At 72.0% G+C, this 16,094-nt stretch carries 14 protein-coding genes, 1 pseudogene and 1 riboswitch; of the genes and pseudogenes, 9 read left to right on the forward strand and 6 right to left on the reverse strand.

The annotated features are described in order from the left end of the window. Positions 1-54 precede the first annotated feature (54 nt). On the reverse strand, positions 55-945 hold the full coding sequence (locus AB0H64_RS09140; protein WP_357621942.1) for a proline dehydrogenase family protein: 891 nt from the start codon (positions 943-945) through the stop codon (positions 55-57). 389 nt (positions 946-1,334) lie between these two features. Between AB0H64_RS09140 and AB0H64_RS09145 the strand changes: the two genes are divergently transcribed. The 8 genes and pseudogenes from AB0H64_RS09145 (at position 1,335) to tenA (ending at position 10,282) form a co-directional block, all read left to right on the forward strand. Beyond that, positions 1,335-1,799: a hypothetical protein gene (locus AB0H64_RS09145; protein ID WP_357621944.1), complete on the forward strand. Its 465-nt coding sequence runs from the start codon at positions 1,335-1,337 to the stop codon at positions 1,797-1,799. Positions 1,800-1,993: 194 nt separating this feature from the next. Continuing rightward, complete coding sequence (gene dnaK / locus AB0H64_RS09150; protein WP_357621947.1) at positions 1,994-3,871, forward strand: molecular chaperone DnaK; 1,878 nt, start codon at positions 1,994-1,996, stop codon at positions 3,869-3,871. After that, positions 3,871-4,497, forward strand: a complete 627-nt coding sequence (gene grpE, locus AB0H64_RS09155) for a nucleotide exchange factor GrpE (protein WP_357621949.1) — start codon at positions 3,871-3,873, stop codon at positions 4,495-4,497. Before dnaK ends, grpE begins: the two co-directional genes overlap by 1 nt. 43 nt (positions 4,498-4,540) lie before the next feature. Continuing rightward, a complete protein-coding gene (gene dnaJ, locus AB0H64_RS09160; protein ID WP_357621952.1) occupies positions 4,541-5,728 on the forward strand; it encodes a molecular chaperone DnaJ in 1,188 nt (395 codons plus the stop codon). Positions 5,729-5,731: 3 nt separating this feature from the next. Then, positions 5,732-6,028, forward strand: a pseudogene (locus AB0H64_RS09165) (helix-turn-helix transcriptional regulator); the annotation flags it as partial. Positions 6,029-6,088: 60 nt separating this feature from the next. Next, positions 6,089-8,659, forward strand: coding sequence for an ATP-dependent chaperone ClpB (clpB, locus tag AB0H64_RS09170; protein WP_357621954.1), 2,571 nt, complete (start codon positions 6,089-6,091; stop codon positions 8,657-8,659). 223 nt (positions 8,660-8,882) lie between these two features. Further along, positions 8,883-9,470 carry a hypothetical protein gene (locus AB0H64_RS09175; RefSeq protein ID WP_357621957.1) on the forward strand — a complete coding sequence of 196 codons (588 nt, stop codon included), beginning with the start codon at positions 8,883-8,885 and terminating at the stop codon, positions 9,468-9,470. A 14-nt stretch (positions 9,471-9,484) separates the two neighbouring features. After that, positions 9,485-9,580, forward strand: a riboswitch (TPP riboswitch). Next, a complete protein-coding gene (gene tenA / locus AB0H64_RS09180) occupies positions 9,572-10,282 on the forward strand; it encodes a thiaminase II (RefSeq protein WP_357621959.1) in 711 nt (236 codons plus the stop codon). Its footprint overlaps the riboswitch before it by 9 nt. A 105-nt stretch (positions 10,283-10,387) precedes the next feature. On the opposite strand, the gene AB0H64_RS09185 is transcribed toward tenA, so the two are convergent. After that, the gene (locus tag AB0H64_RS09185; RefSeq protein WP_310707291.1) at positions 10,388-10,918 is read right to left on the reverse strand and encodes a hypothetical protein; all 531 of its coding nucleotides are present in this window, start codon (positions 10,916-10,918) and stop codon (positions 10,388-10,390) included. A gap of 163 nt (positions 10,919-11,081) precedes the next feature. On the opposite strand from AB0H64_RS09185, the gene AB0H64_RS09190 reads away from it, so the two are divergent. Next, entirely contained in the window at positions 11,082-11,480 is a 399-nt protein-coding gene (locus AB0H64_RS09190; protein WP_357621962.1) for a hypothetical protein, read from the forward strand. A 39-nt stretch (positions 11,481-11,519) separates the two neighbouring features. On the opposite strand, the gene AB0H64_RS09195 is transcribed toward AB0H64_RS09190, so the two are convergent. The 4 genes from AB0H64_RS09195 to AB0H64_RS09210 all read right to left on the reverse strand — a co-directional run bounded on the left by AB0H64_RS09195 (position 11,520) and on the right by AB0H64_RS09210 (position 16,082). Beyond that, the gene (locus tag AB0H64_RS09195) at positions 11,520-12,164 is read right to left on the reverse strand and encodes a TetR family transcriptional regulator (protein ID WP_357622177.1); all 645 of its coding nucleotides are present in this window, start codon (positions 12,162-12,164) and stop codon (positions 11,520-11,522) included. Between the two features lie 69 nt (positions 12,165-12,233). Then, a complete protein-coding gene (locus AB0H64_RS09200) occupies positions 12,234-14,045 on the reverse strand; it encodes an SDR family oxidoreductase (protein ID WP_357621965.1) in 1,812 nt (603 codons plus the stop codon). Between the two features lie 28 nt (positions 14,046-14,073). Further along, on the reverse strand, positions 14,074-15,165 hold the full coding sequence (locus AB0H64_RS09205) for a CapA family protein (protein ID WP_357621968.1): 1,092 nt from the start codon (positions 15,163-15,165) through the stop codon (positions 14,074-14,076). Between the two features lie 92 nt (positions 15,166-15,257). Beyond that, positions 15,258-16,082, reverse strand: coding sequence for a helix-turn-helix transcriptional regulator (locus AB0H64_RS09210; RefSeq protein WP_357621971.1), 825 nt, complete (start codon positions 16,080-16,082; stop codon positions 15,258-15,260). Positions 16,083-16,094 lie beyond the last annotated feature (12 nt).

A 16,094-nucleotide genomic window follows, 5' to 3' on the forward strand; every position in this document is an offset into this window, starting at 1 on the left:
CGCCGGCCGCCCTCACGCCAGGTCACCGCCTCAGCGGCGACCGGAGAGGACCGCTCAGCGGCGGCCGAGCAGGGAGCGCAGGAAGAAGGCGAGGTTGCGGGGGCGCTCGGCCAGTCGGCGCATCAGGTAGGGGTACCAGTCGGAGCCGTACGGCACGTAGACGCGCATCTGGGCGCCGAGCCGGGCCAGCCGGTCCTGCTCGCGAGGCCGCACGCCGTACAGCATCTGGAACTCGAACCCGGAGTGGTCACGGCCGTGCAGCACGGCGAGCGCCGAGGCGATCTCCACCAGCCGGGGGTCGTGCGTGGCGACCATGGGATAGCCGGCGCCGGCCATGAGGACCTTGAGGCACCGCACGTACGCGCGGTCGATGTCGGCCGGCGCGGTGAGGGCTCCCGGCGCGCTGTAGGCGCCCTTGCACAGCCGCACCCGGACGCCCTCGGACTCGGTCAGCCTGGCGCAGCGCTCCTGGGCGCCGGGAAGGTACGACTGGACGACCACGCCGACCGTGGGGTGCTCCTTGAGCAGGGTGGCGTGCACCGAGTGGAGCTTGCCGATCGTGTCGTGCTCCTCGGCGTCGAGGGTGACCGTGATGCCGCGGGCGGCGGCGTGCTCGCAGATCGTGGCGGCGTTGTCGAGTGCGAGCTGCTCCGACAGGCGCAGGCCCAGCGCGGTGAGCTTGACGGACACGTCGGCGCCCTCGGGCAGCTGGGTGAGCAGGGCCAGGTAGGCCCGCACCTCGCGCTCGGCCTGGGCCGGGTCGCCGACCTCCTCGCCCAGGTGGTCGGCGCTGACGAGCAGACCCTCGCGGGTGAGCTCGGAGACGACGTCCCGCACGTCGCCGGCGACGTAGCGGCTGACCACGTCCCTGGTCAGCGGCGAGGTGGACACGACCCGCTCGACGCGGTCGCTCCTGGAGGCTGCGAGCAGCACCTGACGAAGCACGTCCCCAACCCTAGCCGGACGCCCCCGCCCCGCGGCGGACGCCGTCCACCGGAATGCGCCCCCAGGGGTCGCCCGGCGCGTCCTGAACCGCGCGGGCGCGCCGTCCGTCGTACGGGTATGCGGACGTTGACTTCCTCCCCACGGCTGAGGCCAGGGGCTGCCGACCCTCGCGCGCCGGACCTTCCGTCTTCACAGGCGGCCGCCCCCGGGACGAACCCACGTCGGGGTCCCGCACGGCCTCCACAGGCGTCACATACCGCCGGCCCGGCGGCAGGTCCGGCGGCTCGGTTCTCACCGCCGGACGGCGAACGCATCACCGAAGTGCGCGGCACCGTGCCGCGACTTTCCCCACGGCTGGATCCGGGGGTCTCTACGCGCAGGGGGATTCGATGAAAGCGACTCTGCTGGCTGGATGTGTCGTGCTCGCGATGGGATGCGGCACGGCGACGCCCGCCGGGCAGGCCGGCCCGCCCTCCGGAGGGCAGACAGCCTCTCCCGCTCCGCACAGCTCCGTCTCCGTCCCCGCGGCGACGACCCCGCCCAAGGGCCCCCGGCCGGTCAAGCCCACGGGCGACGCGGTGAACGTGCGCAAGGTCCCCTGGCTGAAGGCCCAGGCCCTCTCCAAGGGCCGCAAGGTCCGGCTCGTGTGGTCGTCGGGCGTGGAGCCCTGCACGGTGCTGGACCGGGTCAAGGTCAAGGAGACCGCGAAGACCGTGACCGTCACCCTGTACGAGGGCGCCTCCCCCAAGGCGAAGAACGTGGCGTGCATCCTGATCGCCATCGAGAAGACCACGACGGTCAAGCTCAAGGCCCCGCTCGGCAAGCGCAAGATCGTGGACGGCGCCAAGCACTGACCCCGGCGGCCAGGCCGCCCCCGCCCCGGTACGGACATCCGTGCCGGGGCACTTTCTTGGAGGAATGTGCGTTCTGTCGGAATGCCGGGCGAGTCATCTAGGTTGAGTCCAGTAGGCTCAAGTCGTTTGACAAAGCCTCCCGGCATTCGTAGCTTGAGTCTGACCGACTCAACTTTGACCACAAGGACGTACTCATGGCACGTGCGGTAGGTATCGACCTTGGGACGACCAACTCCGTCGTCTCGATCCTCGAGGGCGGTGAGCCCACCGTCATCGCCAACGCGCAGGGCTCGCGGACCACGCCGTCCGTGGTCGCCTTCGCGAAGAACGGCGAAGTCCTGGTCGGCGAGGTCGCCAAGCGCCAGGCCGTCACCAACGTGGACCGCACCATCCGCTCCGTCAAGCGCGAGATGGGCACCAACTGGTCCCAGGAGATCGACGGCAAGAAGTTCTCCCCGCAGCAGATCAGCGCCTTCGTCCTGCAGAAGCTCAAGCAGGACGCCGAGGCGTACCTGGGCGAGAAGATCACCGACGCGGTGGTCACCGTCCCCGCGTACTTCAACGACGCCCAGCGGCAGGCCACCAAGGAGGCCGGCACGGTCGCGGGCCTCAACGTGCTGCGCATCATCAACGAGCCCACCGCCGCGGCCCTCGCGTACGGGCTCGACAAGGAGCAGGACCAGACGATCCTGGTCTTCGACCTCGGCGGCGGCACCTTCGACGTGTCCCTGCTCGACGTCGGCCAGGAGGACGGCCACGGCTTCGTCGAGGTGAAGGCCACCTCCGGTGACAACCACCTCGGTGGCGACGACTGGGACCAGCGCGTCGTCGACGAGCTCGTCAAGCGCTTCCAGAACGCCCACGGCGTCGATCTGTCCAAGGACAAGATGGCTCTGCAGCGCCTGCGCGAGGCCGCGGAGAAGGCGAAGATCGAGCTGTCCAGCCAGTCCGAGACCAGCATCAACCTGCCCTACATCACGGCCTCCTCCGAGGGCCCGCTGCACCTCGACGAGAAGCTGACCCGCGCCGAGTTCCAGCGGCTGACCGCCGACCTGCTCGAGCGGACCAAGGGCCCGTTCCACCAGGTCATCAAGGACGCCGGCATCAAGGTCTCCGACATCGCCCACGTGGTGCTCGTCGGCGGCTCGACCCGCATGCCCGCGGTCACCGACCTGGTCAGGGAGCTGACCGGCGGCAAGGAGCCCAACAAGGGGGTCAACCCGGACGAGGTCGTCGCCATCGGCGCCGCCCTGCAGGCCGGCGTGCTCAAGGGCGAGGTCAAGGACGTCCTGCTGCTCGACGTGACCCCGCTGTCGCTGGGCATCGAGACCAAGGGCGGCATCTTCACCAAGATCATCGAGCGCAACACCACGATCCCCACCAAGCGCTCCGAGGTCTTCACCACGGCCGAGGACAACCAGCCGTCGGTGCAGATCCAGGTGTTCCAGGGTGAGCGCGAGATCGCCTCGTACAACAAGAAGCTCGCCACGTTCGAGCTGACCGGCATCGCCCCGGCGCCGCGCGGCATCCCGCAGATCGAGGTCACCTTCGACATCGACGCCAACGGCATCGTCAACGTCTCCGCCAAGGACCTGGGCACGGGCAAGGAGCAGTCGATGACGATCACCGGCGGCTCCGCGCTGCCGAAGGACGACATCGAGCGGATGATGCGCGAGGCCGAGTCGTACGCCGAGGAGGACAAGAAGCGCCGCGAGGAGGCCGAGGTCCGCAACAACGCGGACGGGCTCGCCTACCAGACGGAGAAGTTCCTCCGCGAGAACGACGACAAGGTCCCGGGCGACATCAAGACCGAGGTCAACGACGCGCTCGGCGAGCTGAAGAAGGCCCTGGAGGGCACGGACACCGACACGATCCGCACCTCCGCCGAGAAGCTCGCCACCGTCAGCCAGAAGATGGGCTCGGCGATCTACGCTCAGAGCCAGCAGCAGGCCGGCGGCGAGGGCGCCCCGCAGGGGGCCGCGCCCGGCGACGGCCAGCAGCAGCAGAAGGCCGACGACGACGTGGTCGAGGCCGAGATCGTTGACGACGACCAGCCGAAGAAGGACCAGTGATGCCGCCGCGTGACAACGGGCACGAGCACGGTGAGCCGGTGATCCGTGACAACCGCAAGATCGACCCGGAGACGGGGCTGCCACGCGTCAGCTCGGAGGGCGGGGCCGAGGCCCGTTCCGAGCAGGCGCCGGCCCCCGACCAGGCCGGGGCGACGACCGGCGGCGAGCTGGAGGCCCAGCTCGCCGAGCGGACCGCCGACCTCCAGCGGCTCCAGGCCGAGTACACCAACTACCGCAGGCGCGTCGAGCGTGACCGCGTCGCGGTGCGCGAGCAGGCCGTCGCGGGAGCGCTCATGGAGTTGCTGCCCGTGCTCGACGACATCGGCCGGGCCCGCGACCACGGCGAGCTGACGGGTGGCTTCGCGAAGGTGGCGGAGTCCCTGGAGGCGGCGGTCACCAAGCTCGGGCTGAGCGCGTTCGGCCAGAAGGGCGAGCCGTTCGACCCGATGGTCCACGAGGCGCTCATGCACAGCTACTCGCCGGACGTGACCGAGCCGACCGCGGTCGAGGTCCTGCAGTCCGGCTACCGGATGGGCGAGCGGGTGCTGCGCCCGGCCCGGGTGGCCGTGGCCGAGCCCGAGGACGCCCCCCCGGCGTCCGGCGACCCCGCCGACTCCGGCGACTGACTCCGGCGACGACAACTCCACGAACAAGGACGAAGGGCTGTAGATGAGCACCAAGGACTACCTGGAGAAGGACTACTACGCCGTCCTTGGTGTGCCCAAGTCCGCCACCGCCGATGAGATCAAGAAGGCGTACCGGAAGCTGGCCAGGCAGTACCACCCCGACACCAACCAGGGCGACACCGCCAAGGAGACCAAGTTCAAGGAGGTCTCCGAGGCGTACGACGTCCTGTCCGACGGCAAGCGCCGCAAGGAGTACGACGAGGCGCGGACGCTGTTCGGCTCCGGTGTCGGCGCCCAGCGGCCCGGCGGCGGTGGCGGGTTCCCGTTCGACTTCGGCGACCTCTTCGGCGGCACGGCCGGCCCCCAAGGCGGCCACGGCGCCGGAGAGCGGCTCGGTGACCTGTTCGGCGGGCTGTTCAACCGCACGGGCGGTGGTGGTGCGACCCGCACCACCAGCACCACCCGGCCCCGCCGCGGTCAGGACATCGAGTCCGAGGTCACGCTCACGTTCACGGAGGCGGTCGAGGGCACCACGGTGTCCCTCCGGCTCACCAGCTCGGCCGCCTGCGCCGCGTGCAGCGGCACGGGAGCCAAGGCGGGCACGACCCCGCGGGTCTGTCCCACCTGCGAGGGCACCGGCGCGGCCAGCCGCAACCTGGGCAACTTCGCCTTCTCCGAGCCGTGCCGCGACTGCAAGGGCCGCGGCCTGCTCGTGGACGACCCGTGCCCCGTGTGCGACGGCAGCGGCCGGGCCAAGAGCACGCGCACCATCCAGGCGCGCATTCCCGCGGGGGTGGCCGACGGCCAGCGGGTCCGGCTCAAGGGCAAGGGCGCGCCGGGCGAGAACGCGGGACCCGCGGGCGACCTGTACATCCTCACCCACGTCAAGCCGCACGCGGTCTTCGGCCGCTCGGGCGACAACCTGACGATCACCGTGCCGGTGACGTTCACGGAGGCCGCGCTGGGCGCCGAGATCAAGGTGCCCATCCTCAAGGGGATGCCGGTCACGCTCCGCATCCCGCCGGGCACCCCGAACGGCCGCACCTTCCGCGTCCGCGGCAGGGGCGCCGCCCGCAAGGACGGCACGAAGGGCGATCTGCTCGCCACGGTGGAGGTGGTCGTCCCGCAGAGCCTCGACGACAAGTCGCGCGAGCTCCTGACGGAGTTCGGCACCGCGACGGCGGGTGACGACCCGCGAGCTGATCTCATTCAGAGAGCCAGAAGCGAGTAGCCGATGGACGCCAACTATTTCGATCTCTCAGACGACACGCCCGTCTACGTGATCTCGGTGGCCGCGCAGCTCTCGGGGCTGCACCCGCAGACGCTGCGGCAGTACGACCGGCTGGGGCTGGTCAGCCCCGGACGTACGGCGGGGCGCGGCCGCCTCTACTCGACGCGCGACATCCTCCAGCTCCGCGAGGTGCAGCGGCTCTCCCAGGAGGAGGGCATCAACCTCGCCGGCATCAAACGGATCCTGGAGCTGGAGAACGAGGCGTTGCGGCTGCGCGAGGAGGTTCACCGCCTGCGCGCCGAGATGCAGATGGTCAAGGCGCTGATCCGCTACGAGCTGCCACCGGGGGCCTAGAACAAGATGGACTACAAGCTCACTCAGAAGAGCCAGGAGGCTCTTTCGGGGGCCATGCGGCGCGCCGCCGCCGAGGGTCACCCGGAGATCTCACCGGCCCACCTGCTGACCACGCTGCTCGGCCAGACGGGCGGCACCGCGGTCCCGCTGCTGGAGGCCGTGGGCGCCGACTGGAAGTCCGTGCGCGCCAAGGCGGAGGAGCAGCTCGCGGCGCTGCCCACGGCGCAGGGCTCCACCGTGAGCGCGCCGACGAGCTCGCGCCAGCTTCTCACCGTCATCAACACCGCGGCGCAGCGCGCCAAGCGGCTGGAGGACGAGTACGTCTCCACCGAGCACCTGCTCGTGGGCCTGGCCACCGACGGCGGCCAGGTGGCCGAGCTGCTCAAGGGGCAGGGGGCCACGCCGCAGGCGCTGCTGGACGCGTTCGAGAAGGTGCGCGGCCACGCCCGCGTCACCAGCGAGACGCCCGAGGACACCTACCAGGCGCTGGAGAAGTACGGCGTCGACCTGACCGAGCGCGCCCGCGCGGGCCGGCTCGACCCGGTCATCGGCCGTGACTCCGAGATCCGCCGCGTGGTGCAGGTGCTGTCCCGGCGCACCAAGAACAACCCGGTGCTGATCGGCGAGCCCGGCGTCGGCAAGACCGCCGTCGTCGAGGGCCTGGCCCAGCGGATCGTGGCGGGCGACGTGCCCGAGTCGCTGCGCAACAAGCGGCTCATCTCGCTCGACCTGGGCGCGATGGTGGCCGGAGCCAAGTACCGCGGCGAGTTCGAGGAGCGGCTGAAGGCCGTGCTGTCCGAGATCAAGGAGAGCAACGGCCAGATCGTCACCTTCATCGACGAGCTGCACACGGTCGTCGGCGCGGGCGCCGCCGAGGGCGCGATGGACGCGGGCAACATGCTCAAGCCCATGCTGGCCCGCGGCGAGCTGCGCATGATCGGCGCGACGACGCTCGACGAGTACCGCGAGCGCATCGAGAAGGACCCGGCGCTGGAGCGCCGCTTCCAGCAGGTGTACGTCGGCGAGCCGACGGTCGAGGACACCATCGCGATCCTGCGCGGGCTGAAGGGCCGCTACGAGGCCCACCACCAGGTGCAGATCGCCGACAGCGCGCTGGTGGCCGCCGCCGCCCTGTCCGACCGCTACATCACCAGCCGGTTCCTGCCGGACAAGGCCATCGACCTGGTCGACGAGGCCGCCTCGCGGCTGCGCATGGAGATCGACTCCCGTCCCGTGGAGATCGACCAGCTCCAGCGCAACGTCGACCGCATGAAGATGGAGGAGCTGGCCCTCTCCAAGGAGACCGACGACGCCTCCCTCCACCGGCTGGAGCGGCTGCGCAAGGAGCTGGCCGACCGCCAGGAGGAGCTCAACTCCCTCGTCGGGCGCTGGGAGCGCGAGAAGGCCGGCCTCAACAAGGTCGGCGAGCTGAAGAAGCAGCTCGACGAGGCGCGCGGCGCGGCGGAGCGGGCACAGCGCGACGGCGACTTCGAGGCGGCGTCCCGGCTCATGTACGCCGAGGTGCCGAGGCTGGAGCAGGCGCTGCGGGAGGCGTCCGAGGCCGCCCAGCCCGACGACGCCATGGTCAAGGAGGAGGTCGGCCCCGACGACATCGCCGAGGTCATCTCGTCCTGGACGGGCATCCCGGCCGGCCGCCTGATGGAGGCCGAGACGACCAAGCTGCTGCGCATGGAGGACGAGCTGGGCAGGCGCCTGGTCGGCCAGCAGCAGGCCGTACGCGCCGTGTCCGACGCCGTCCGGCGCAGCCGGGCCGGCATCGCCGACCCCGACCGGCCGACCGGCTCGTTCCTGTTCCTCGGCCCGACGGGCGTGGGCAAGACCGAGCTGGCCAAGGCGCTGGCGGAGTTCCTGTTCGACGACGAGCGGGCGATGACCCGCATCGACATGAGCGAGTACTCCGAGAAGCACAGCGTCGCCCGGCTCGTCGGCGCCCCTCCCGGCTACGTCGGCTACGAGGAGGGCGGCCAGCTCACCGAGGCCGTGCGGCGCAGGCCGTACACCGTGGTGCTGCTGGACGAGGTGGAGAAGGCCCACCCCGAGGTCTTCGACATCCTGCTCCAGGTGCTGGACGACGGGCGGCTCACCGACGGGCAGGGCCGCACGGTCGACTTCCGCAACACGATCCTGATCCTCACCTCCAACCTGGGCTCCCAGTTCCTGGTGGACCCGACGCTGGAGGGCGACGCCAAGCGCGAGGCCGTGATGAGCGCCGTCCGCGGCGCCTTCAAGCCGGAGTTCCTGAACCGGCTCGACGACGTGATCCTGTTCGACGCGCTCGGCTCGGAGGAGCTGGCCCAGATCGTCGACCTCCAGGTCGACCGGCTGGCGAGGCGGCTGGCGGACCGCAGGCTGACCCTGGACGTCACTCCGGCGGCCCGCGAGTGGCTGTCGCTCACCGGCTACGACCCGCTGTACGGCGCGCGTCCGCTGCGCCGGCTGGTGCAGTCGGCGATCGGCGACAAGCTCGCCAAGGCGGTGCTGTCGGGCGAGATCGTGGACGGCGACAAGGTGCTGGTCGACCTCGGCGACGACGAGCTGACCGTCAAGCGCGCCTGACGCGGCGACGTACCGGCGACAAGCCCCGGGGCCCGGCCTTTCCGGCCGGCTTCCCGGGGCTTTCGCGTACCCGGGTGCGTGTCGCGGCCCGCTCCCCGGTAAGGGCTGGTCCACCGTTCGGCCAAGCCCGCCCCGGCGCACCGCTTCCCTGGCTAGCTTCGGCCTTCGTCCGAGACCCGCCCGGCGTCCGCCCGGGCATCCGTACCGACGAGGGGGACGTCCAGTGTCAGTGTCATCCCGGTCCTATCCCGGCTTTCGGGCCGTCGCGGCGGCCACGCTGAGCGCCGGCGTCATCTGGATCATCGCGGCGCCGCCTCCCGCCCTCGCCTTCACTGCCGCCCCCGTCCCGGCCGGGGACGAGGGCGGGGCGGCCGGCGAGGAGAGCGCCTCCGCGGTCGCGGCGCGGACGGCGGAGCGCCTCGGCCTCACCGGCCCCCGGGGTGCCGGCTCCCCGATGGTCGCCCCCGACATGACGGCCACGGCCGCGGGCGTGCCCGTCCTGCCTCCGGGCGTGCGCAACCCCTCGGGCCTGTCCGACGTGTCCACGATGGCCGCCGCGCCCGACCTGCCCGGCCTGCCGGCGGCTCCGGCCCGGCCCGTCCGGACGTTCGGCGGGGTGCCCGTCTCAGGGGCCCCGGAGCCGTCCGTCCGCCGTCAGCACGCGCACGAGGCGCCGGACCGCGCACCGAGCCGCCCGGCCGCCGCCACGCACGCGGAGGGCCCGCGCAACGGGGCCTCCCGCGTCGCGGAGCCCGGCGTCACCTCGCTCGGCGACGTCGGCACCCTCCTCCCGAGCCTGCCGCTGGGATGATCCCTGTTACGGTGGACCGTGACGCGGGGTGCCCGGAGAGCCGGGCTGAGATCACACCCGTCGAACCTGATCTAGTTCGCACTAGCGAAGGGACGTCGACGTTGTCGTTCTGCGAAGAGGTCCGGGCGCACACCGCCACGCTGCTCGACGCCATCCACCGGCACCCGTTCAACACCGCCCTCGGCGACGGCACGCTGAGCCGCGACCGGTTCACCTTCTACCTGGTGCAGGACGCCCGCTACCTGGCGGCGTACGCGAAGGTGCTGGCGACGGCGTCGGCGCGCGCCGACGAGCCCGCGGACGCCATGTTCTTCGCCCAGAGCGCGCACACGGCGCTGGCCGTCGAGCGCGCCCTGCACACCGGCTACCTCGACGGGTTCGGACTGAGCCCAGCGGACGTGGCCGGCATCGGCACCTCGCCGACGTGCCTGGCCTACGCGTCGTACCTCCAGGCGACGGCTCTCAGCGCGCCCCTTCCCGTGCTGGTCGCCGCGGTGCTGCCGTGCTTCTGGGTCTACCAGGACGTCGGAACGGCCTTGCTGGAGCGCACGGCCGGCCGGTCCGGCCACCCGTACCAGGCGTGGATCTCCACCTACTCCGACCCGTCGTTCGCCGCCTCGGTGACGCAGGTGCGTGCCATCGCCGACCGGCTGGCCGGGACCGCCGACCCCGCCACCCGCCGGGCCATGGCCGAGGCGTTCTGCCGGGCGACGGAGTACGAGTGGATGTTCTGGGACAGCGCGTGGCGGCTGGAGACGTGGCCCACCGGCCAGTGGCTGGCGACCGGCGCGGAGGCCACGGCCGCCCGCTGACCCCGGATCAGCCGTACGGCCTGATTCCGGGCATGCCGACGGCAGCGAGCGCCCCTCGGGGCGCACCCCGGGCCGGACAGGACGCCCGGCCCGGGAGAGCCCGGCTCAGGACACCAGGGCGTCGAGCTCGTCCTCGGGGAGGCCCAGGTCGACCCGGATGCGGTAGCGCGTGCGCAGCAGCGCCACGTGCTCCGGGTCGTCCTCGTCACTGGCCAGCACGGCCTGGGTCACCCATTCGAGCCCGGCCGGCAGGTCGCCGTAGGCGACGAGCGTCTCGGCGATCGTGTGGGAGGTCGCCGTGGTGATCCCGCCCTCCGCGCGGATCGCCTCGATGACCTCCCTCGCCTCAGCGGGACGGTCGAGCTCGAAGAGCGTGTCGGCGATGCCGGCGCGTGGGTCGATGAGCGACTCACCGCCGTCCTCCACCGCGCGCTGGAAGCACTCCAGGGCCCGGGCGGGCTGCCCGGCCGAGCGCCATTCCTCGGCCGCGAGGACCAGGATGGACGCCCTGGAGACGTCGCCCGAGGAATAACCGAGCGCGACGTCGTACAGCCGCCTGGCAAGGGAGCTGTGGTCGTCGGCCAGCAGAGCCTGCTCGAGCAGGCGATCAAGGTGCTCACGGGTCACATGCGCCACACCGCGAGACTACCGAGCCACTTGCCGGTTTGCCCCGGCAATGCACATCGCCGATCCGGCACGACTTCGGCAAGGTCATGTCAAAGGATGCCCGCTTCCGGCGTGTCTTCGCAGGCCGTAGGGCATATAGCCGTCGCGCGCACCGGCGAGGAGGAGGGCTGCGATGGGCATCTCCAAGCAGACGACCTTCACACTCTCCTGTGCCGTGGCGCTTTCGGCCCTGGTTCCGGGTGCGGCCGGATACCTTTCCGGCCGGCTCGCCGCCGTCGAATCGGCCGAGCGCGAACTCCACGCGATCGAGACCCGGCTGAACGCCCGGGAGGCGCGCGAGGACCGCGAGGCGTGGCCGGTGGCGCTCCCGGCGCCCTGTGACGGCACTCGGACGGCCAGGGAGCGCGAGGGGCGCGTCCCCGCGCCCCGGCAACGCGTGGCGCCTCCTCAGGCGCCCCAGGCCGGCGAGGTGCGCCCGCCGGCCCCCGACACGCGCCCGCCGGCGCCCAAGGCCGAGCAGTCGCACCCGGCGCTCGGCTGGCTCCTCCAGCGCCTGCGCCTGAACGACTGACCCTCCGGACGAGTCCGCGGAGTCAGGCCGTCCGCGGAGTCAGGCCGTCTGCGGAGTCCAGGAGCGGAGCTGGCGGGACAGGAAGCCGCGGATGAGCTGCTTGGCCGCCGCGATGATCTCCGGCTCGCCGTTCGGGTCGCGGCGGAAGGCGAGCTTGAGCACCGCGTCCCCCGCCTCGACCGCCACCAGGACCGCCACGTCCAGCTCATGGCTGTCGGCCAGGCCGAACTCCTGGAGCAGCAGCCCGCGCAGCCGTCCGGCGATCACCGTGTTGTTGTCGGAGTCGGAGTCGAGGAGGTTGAGGTCGACCACGTCGCCGAAGTGCAGGCTTCTGAAGCCCCGAACGGTCCGGTGCATGTCGACGTACTCGTCGATGATCGCGTCGACGGCCTCCCACCAGCCGACGTAGTCCTCCTCCAGGAATCTGCGGCCGACCCTGGAGACGAACTGCTCGACGTTGCGCCGGGTCAGCTCCTGGGTGATGGCCCGCTTGTCGGGGAAGAACTGGTAGACCGACCCGATCGCGACCCCGGCCCGGTCGGCGATGCGGGTGGTGGAGAGCGACTCGTAGCCGATCTCGTCGAGCAGCTCGGCGCAGGCGTCGAGCATCCGCTCGACCCGGCGCGCGCTGCGGCGCTGCGCCGGCCGTCGCCGTAACGGCTGGGGTTGCACGCATTCGTCCATCTGGGGTGACAGCACGAGTTCCATCTTTCCCCCAAGGACACGATCGTTATCTGGCAATCAGTGGATTTCTCACGGCTCCAGGTGGGTCTCGTGAGAGTTCGGCCGGTGGCCGAGGCGGCGGGCCGTGCCGGAGAGCCGGGCCAGCGCCCGGGTGGCGCCGGGCGAGAGGCGTGACAGGGCGTACCCGAGCTTGCCCTCGGCGTTGACCGGGACGACGGCCTGGTTGCGGTGGACGGCCCGCAGGATGTGCGCGGCGACGCGCTCCGGCGGGTAGCCGCGCCGCTCCAGCGCCGTCACCGAGATGTCGCGGAGGTCGGTGCCGACGTACGTGGCGTGACGGGCGATGTTCGTGGAGACGAAACCGGGGCAGATCGCGCTGACCCCGATGCCCTGCCCGGCCAGCTCGGCCCGCAGGCAGTCGCTGAGCGTCTTCACCGCCGCCTTGACCGTCGAGTACGCGGGCAGCAGCATCGTGGGCGCGAACGCGGCCAGCGAGGCGACGTTGACGATGTGGCCGCCTTCGCCGCGTTCGACCATCTGCGCCGCGAACAGCCGGCAGCCGTGGACCACGCCCCACAGGTTGACGTCGATCATGCGCCGCCAGTCCTCCACGGAGTGGTCGAGGAAGGCCCCGGCGACGAGGATGCCGGCGTTGTTGACCACGATGTCCGGGACGCCGTACTCGGCCCGGACCTGCTGGGCGAAGCTCTCCATCCGGGCGGCGTCGGCGACGTCGACCTGCTGAGCGTGGGCTGTGCCGCCGAGGTCCTTGGCGATGCCGGCGGCCGTGCGGGCCGCCGCCGCCTCGTCCACGTCGGCGCAGACCACCTCGGCCCCGTGGGCGGCGAAGGCGCGGGCGGTGGCGCGGCCGATCCCGCTGCCCGCGCCGGTGACGACCGCCAGCCGCCCCGCGAAGGCCTCCCCTCTCCGCGGGCGGCGCGTGCCCCGGGCGCGGCGCAGGCCCGGCGGGGCCTCGGCGCCGTCCACGTGCGCGGCGAACTCGGCGATCATCCTGGCCACCACGTCCGGCCGGCCGCGCTGCGCCCAGTGCCCCGCCACGATCCTGCGATGCCAGAGCCTCGGCGCCCACCGCCCGAGCGAGGCCAGCAGCGCCGGCGAGACGAACGGGTCACGGGTGGCCTCGATGAGCTGCACCGGCACGTTCACCACCGGATCGCCGTGCGGCGCGGTGTGGCGGGGCCGCAGTCCGGGGCCGATGTTGCGGCGGTACATCCACAGCCCGTTGGCCGCGTCCTTCGACAGCGTGTCCGCGGGGTGCCCGGCGCGCGGCTCGATGCCGTCGCGGACCCGCATGCTCCGCTCCAGCACCGCCGGCATGAACGTCCGCCACGCCGTCTCCGGCAGCGCCGGGGTCTGGAACGCGGCGATGTACCAGGACCGTGCGAGCTGCGAGGCGACCTCCGCGGGGCTGCCCTCCCGCATGAACCGGCCGGCCTGGGCCAGCCCCGGCCCGCCGAAGCTGGTGAACGACGCCACCCGCTCCCGGATGCCGGGCCTGCTCACCGCGTCCCAGCCCTGGAGCGAGCCCCAGTCGTGGCCGACGAGGTGGACGGCGGGCTTGCTGATCGCGTCGAGCACCGCCGCGAGGTCGCCCGCGAGGTGGTCGAAGGTGTAGTCCGCGTCGTCGGCCGGCGCGGTGGAGCGGCCCGCGCCGCGCACGTCGTAGCGCACCACGTGGAAGCGGTCGCGCAGCAGCCCGGCGACCTCGTCCCAGACGCGGTGGGTGTCGGGATAGCCGTGGACGAGCAGGATCGTCGGGTGGGCCGGGTCGCCCTCCTCGACCGTCCACAGCCGTACGTCACCGGACTCCACCCACCGCATCGCGGCCTCCTCCACGTCGCCGGTCCCGCCAGATGACATGACCGGCCACGCCGCCCGCAAACGCCCGTCAGGGGCGGGTGGACAGGCCCGTGCAGGAGCGCAGCGCCCTCCAGTCGGCCACCGCCTGCGTCCTGGCGGCGCCGGTCATCGGCACCGGGATGCCGCCCTGGATGGTGGCCGGGGTCCACTGGTCCTTGAGCACCTTGCGCCCGTTGATCGTGAGCGTCAGCACCCCGGTCCGGCCGGTCGTGCCCGGAGTGGAGTTGTAGAAGACGAAGTTGCCCAGGCCGTAGCTGATGTAGGAGCTGCCCAGGTAGCCGGCACCGAGCAGGATGTGCGCGTGGCCGCCGACCACCACGTCCGCGCCGGCCTTGACCAGCTTGGGGGCCAGGGAGAGCTGCGCCGGGTTCGGGCACTTCTGCATCTCGGTGCCCCAGTGCAGGTGGACGATCACGGTGTCGGAGCTCTTGCGGGCCTGCCGTACGGCCCGGAGCAGGCGGTCCTCGTTCTTGGCCGAGGCGAGCCCGCCCTTGCCGGGCGTCGCCGTCCAGGCGTTGACGAACTCGGCGTCGAGCACCTGCGTGGCCCCGATGACCGACACGCGGTTGCCGTTGACGACCTTGCGGAACGGCCGGTACGCCTCGGTGTCGTTCGCGCCGATCCCCACCACGGGGAACCTGGACTTCTTGATGGCCGCGAGCGAGTCGGACAGACCGGTCTCCATGTAGTCCATGCCGTGGTTGTTGGCCATGGACACCACGTCCACCCCGGCGGCCTTGAGCGCGGCGAAGGCGCTGGCGGGCGCCCGGAAGGTGAACTGCTTGCCCGGCGCGGGGGTGCCGCCGGTGGTGATGGCCGTCTCCAGGTTGACCATGGCCAGGTCGGCGCGGCGCAGGACGGACCCGATCGGCCCGAGGGTGGTACGCGGGTTGTTCAGGCGGGGGCGCAGCACGCCCTCGAAGTGCACGTCGCCGCCGAAGGAGATCGTGAACGGCCGGCGCTCCGGCGACGGCGTGGAGTCCGCCGCGGCGGGCTTGTCGAGGGCCTTCTTGCTCTGGGCGCTGGGCTGGGGGTCGGGCTCGTCCGCGGCGCACGCGGTGGAGGCGGTGAGGGCGGCGGCGACGGCCACGGCCGCGGCGGCACGACGGGGGAGTCTCATTTGTCGCCACTTCTGCTCGTTCCTGACATTCAGCCAACGAGCATGCCATGGGTGGCGGACCGGCGTGCGCCGGTCAGGTGGAGAAGACCGGGTCAGCGGGACATGAGCCGGGTGACGGCCTCGCGGCTGACGTCGTCCACCGGGGTGTAGATGATCATCCGGGTCTCGGGCTCCGCCGAGGAGTTGAAGCTCGCCGTGCTGAAGCGCAGCCGGCCCATCTCGGCGTGCTTGAAGATCTTCTCGCGCGGCCCCGGCTCGGCCACGTCCTGGCGCGCCCACAGGCGGGCGAACTCCGGGCTCTCCCGGCTGAGCCGGCGTACGAAGTCCTGCCAGCACGGGTCGTCGGCGTGACGGCTGTAGGCGCCGCGGAAGACGGCCACCGCGCGGGCCAGCTCCTTGTCGCGGTTGACCAGCACGCAGGCCAGCGGCCGCACGCAGCTCTGCCAGAGGGTGTTGCGCTCGCCGTCGGGCGCGCTGACGACCTCGGGGAACAGCGCGGCGTAGGCGGGGTTCCAGGCGAGCACGTCGCTGCGGCTGTTGGCCAGGCAGGCGGGCATCGGACTGAGCTGGTCGAGGATGGCCTGGAGCTGCGGGGTGACGCGCGTGGTGTCGTCGTTCGGCACGCCGGTGGTGTGTCCGGCCAGCCGGTAGAGGTGCTGCCACTCGGCGTTGTCGAGCCGGAGCGTGCGGGCGATGGCGTCGAGCACCTGGGTGCTGGCGTTGATGGGGCGGCCCTGCTCCAGCCACGTGTACCAGGTGACGCCCACGCCGGCGAGCTGCGCGACCTCCTCGCGCCGCAGGCCGGGCGTGCGCCTGCGCGGGCCCGGGGCGAGGCGCACCATCTCCGGGGTGATCCGCTCGCGCCTCGTGCGCAGGAACGCCGCCAGATCGCTCCGCTTGGTCTCCGCCATCGTCATGTCTCCACTATG

The organism is Nonomuraea sp. NPDC050733, assembly GCF_040654215.1.
Taxonomy (GTDB): domain Bacteria; phylum Actinomycetota; class Actinomycetes; order Streptosporangiales; family Streptosporangiaceae; genus Nonomuraea.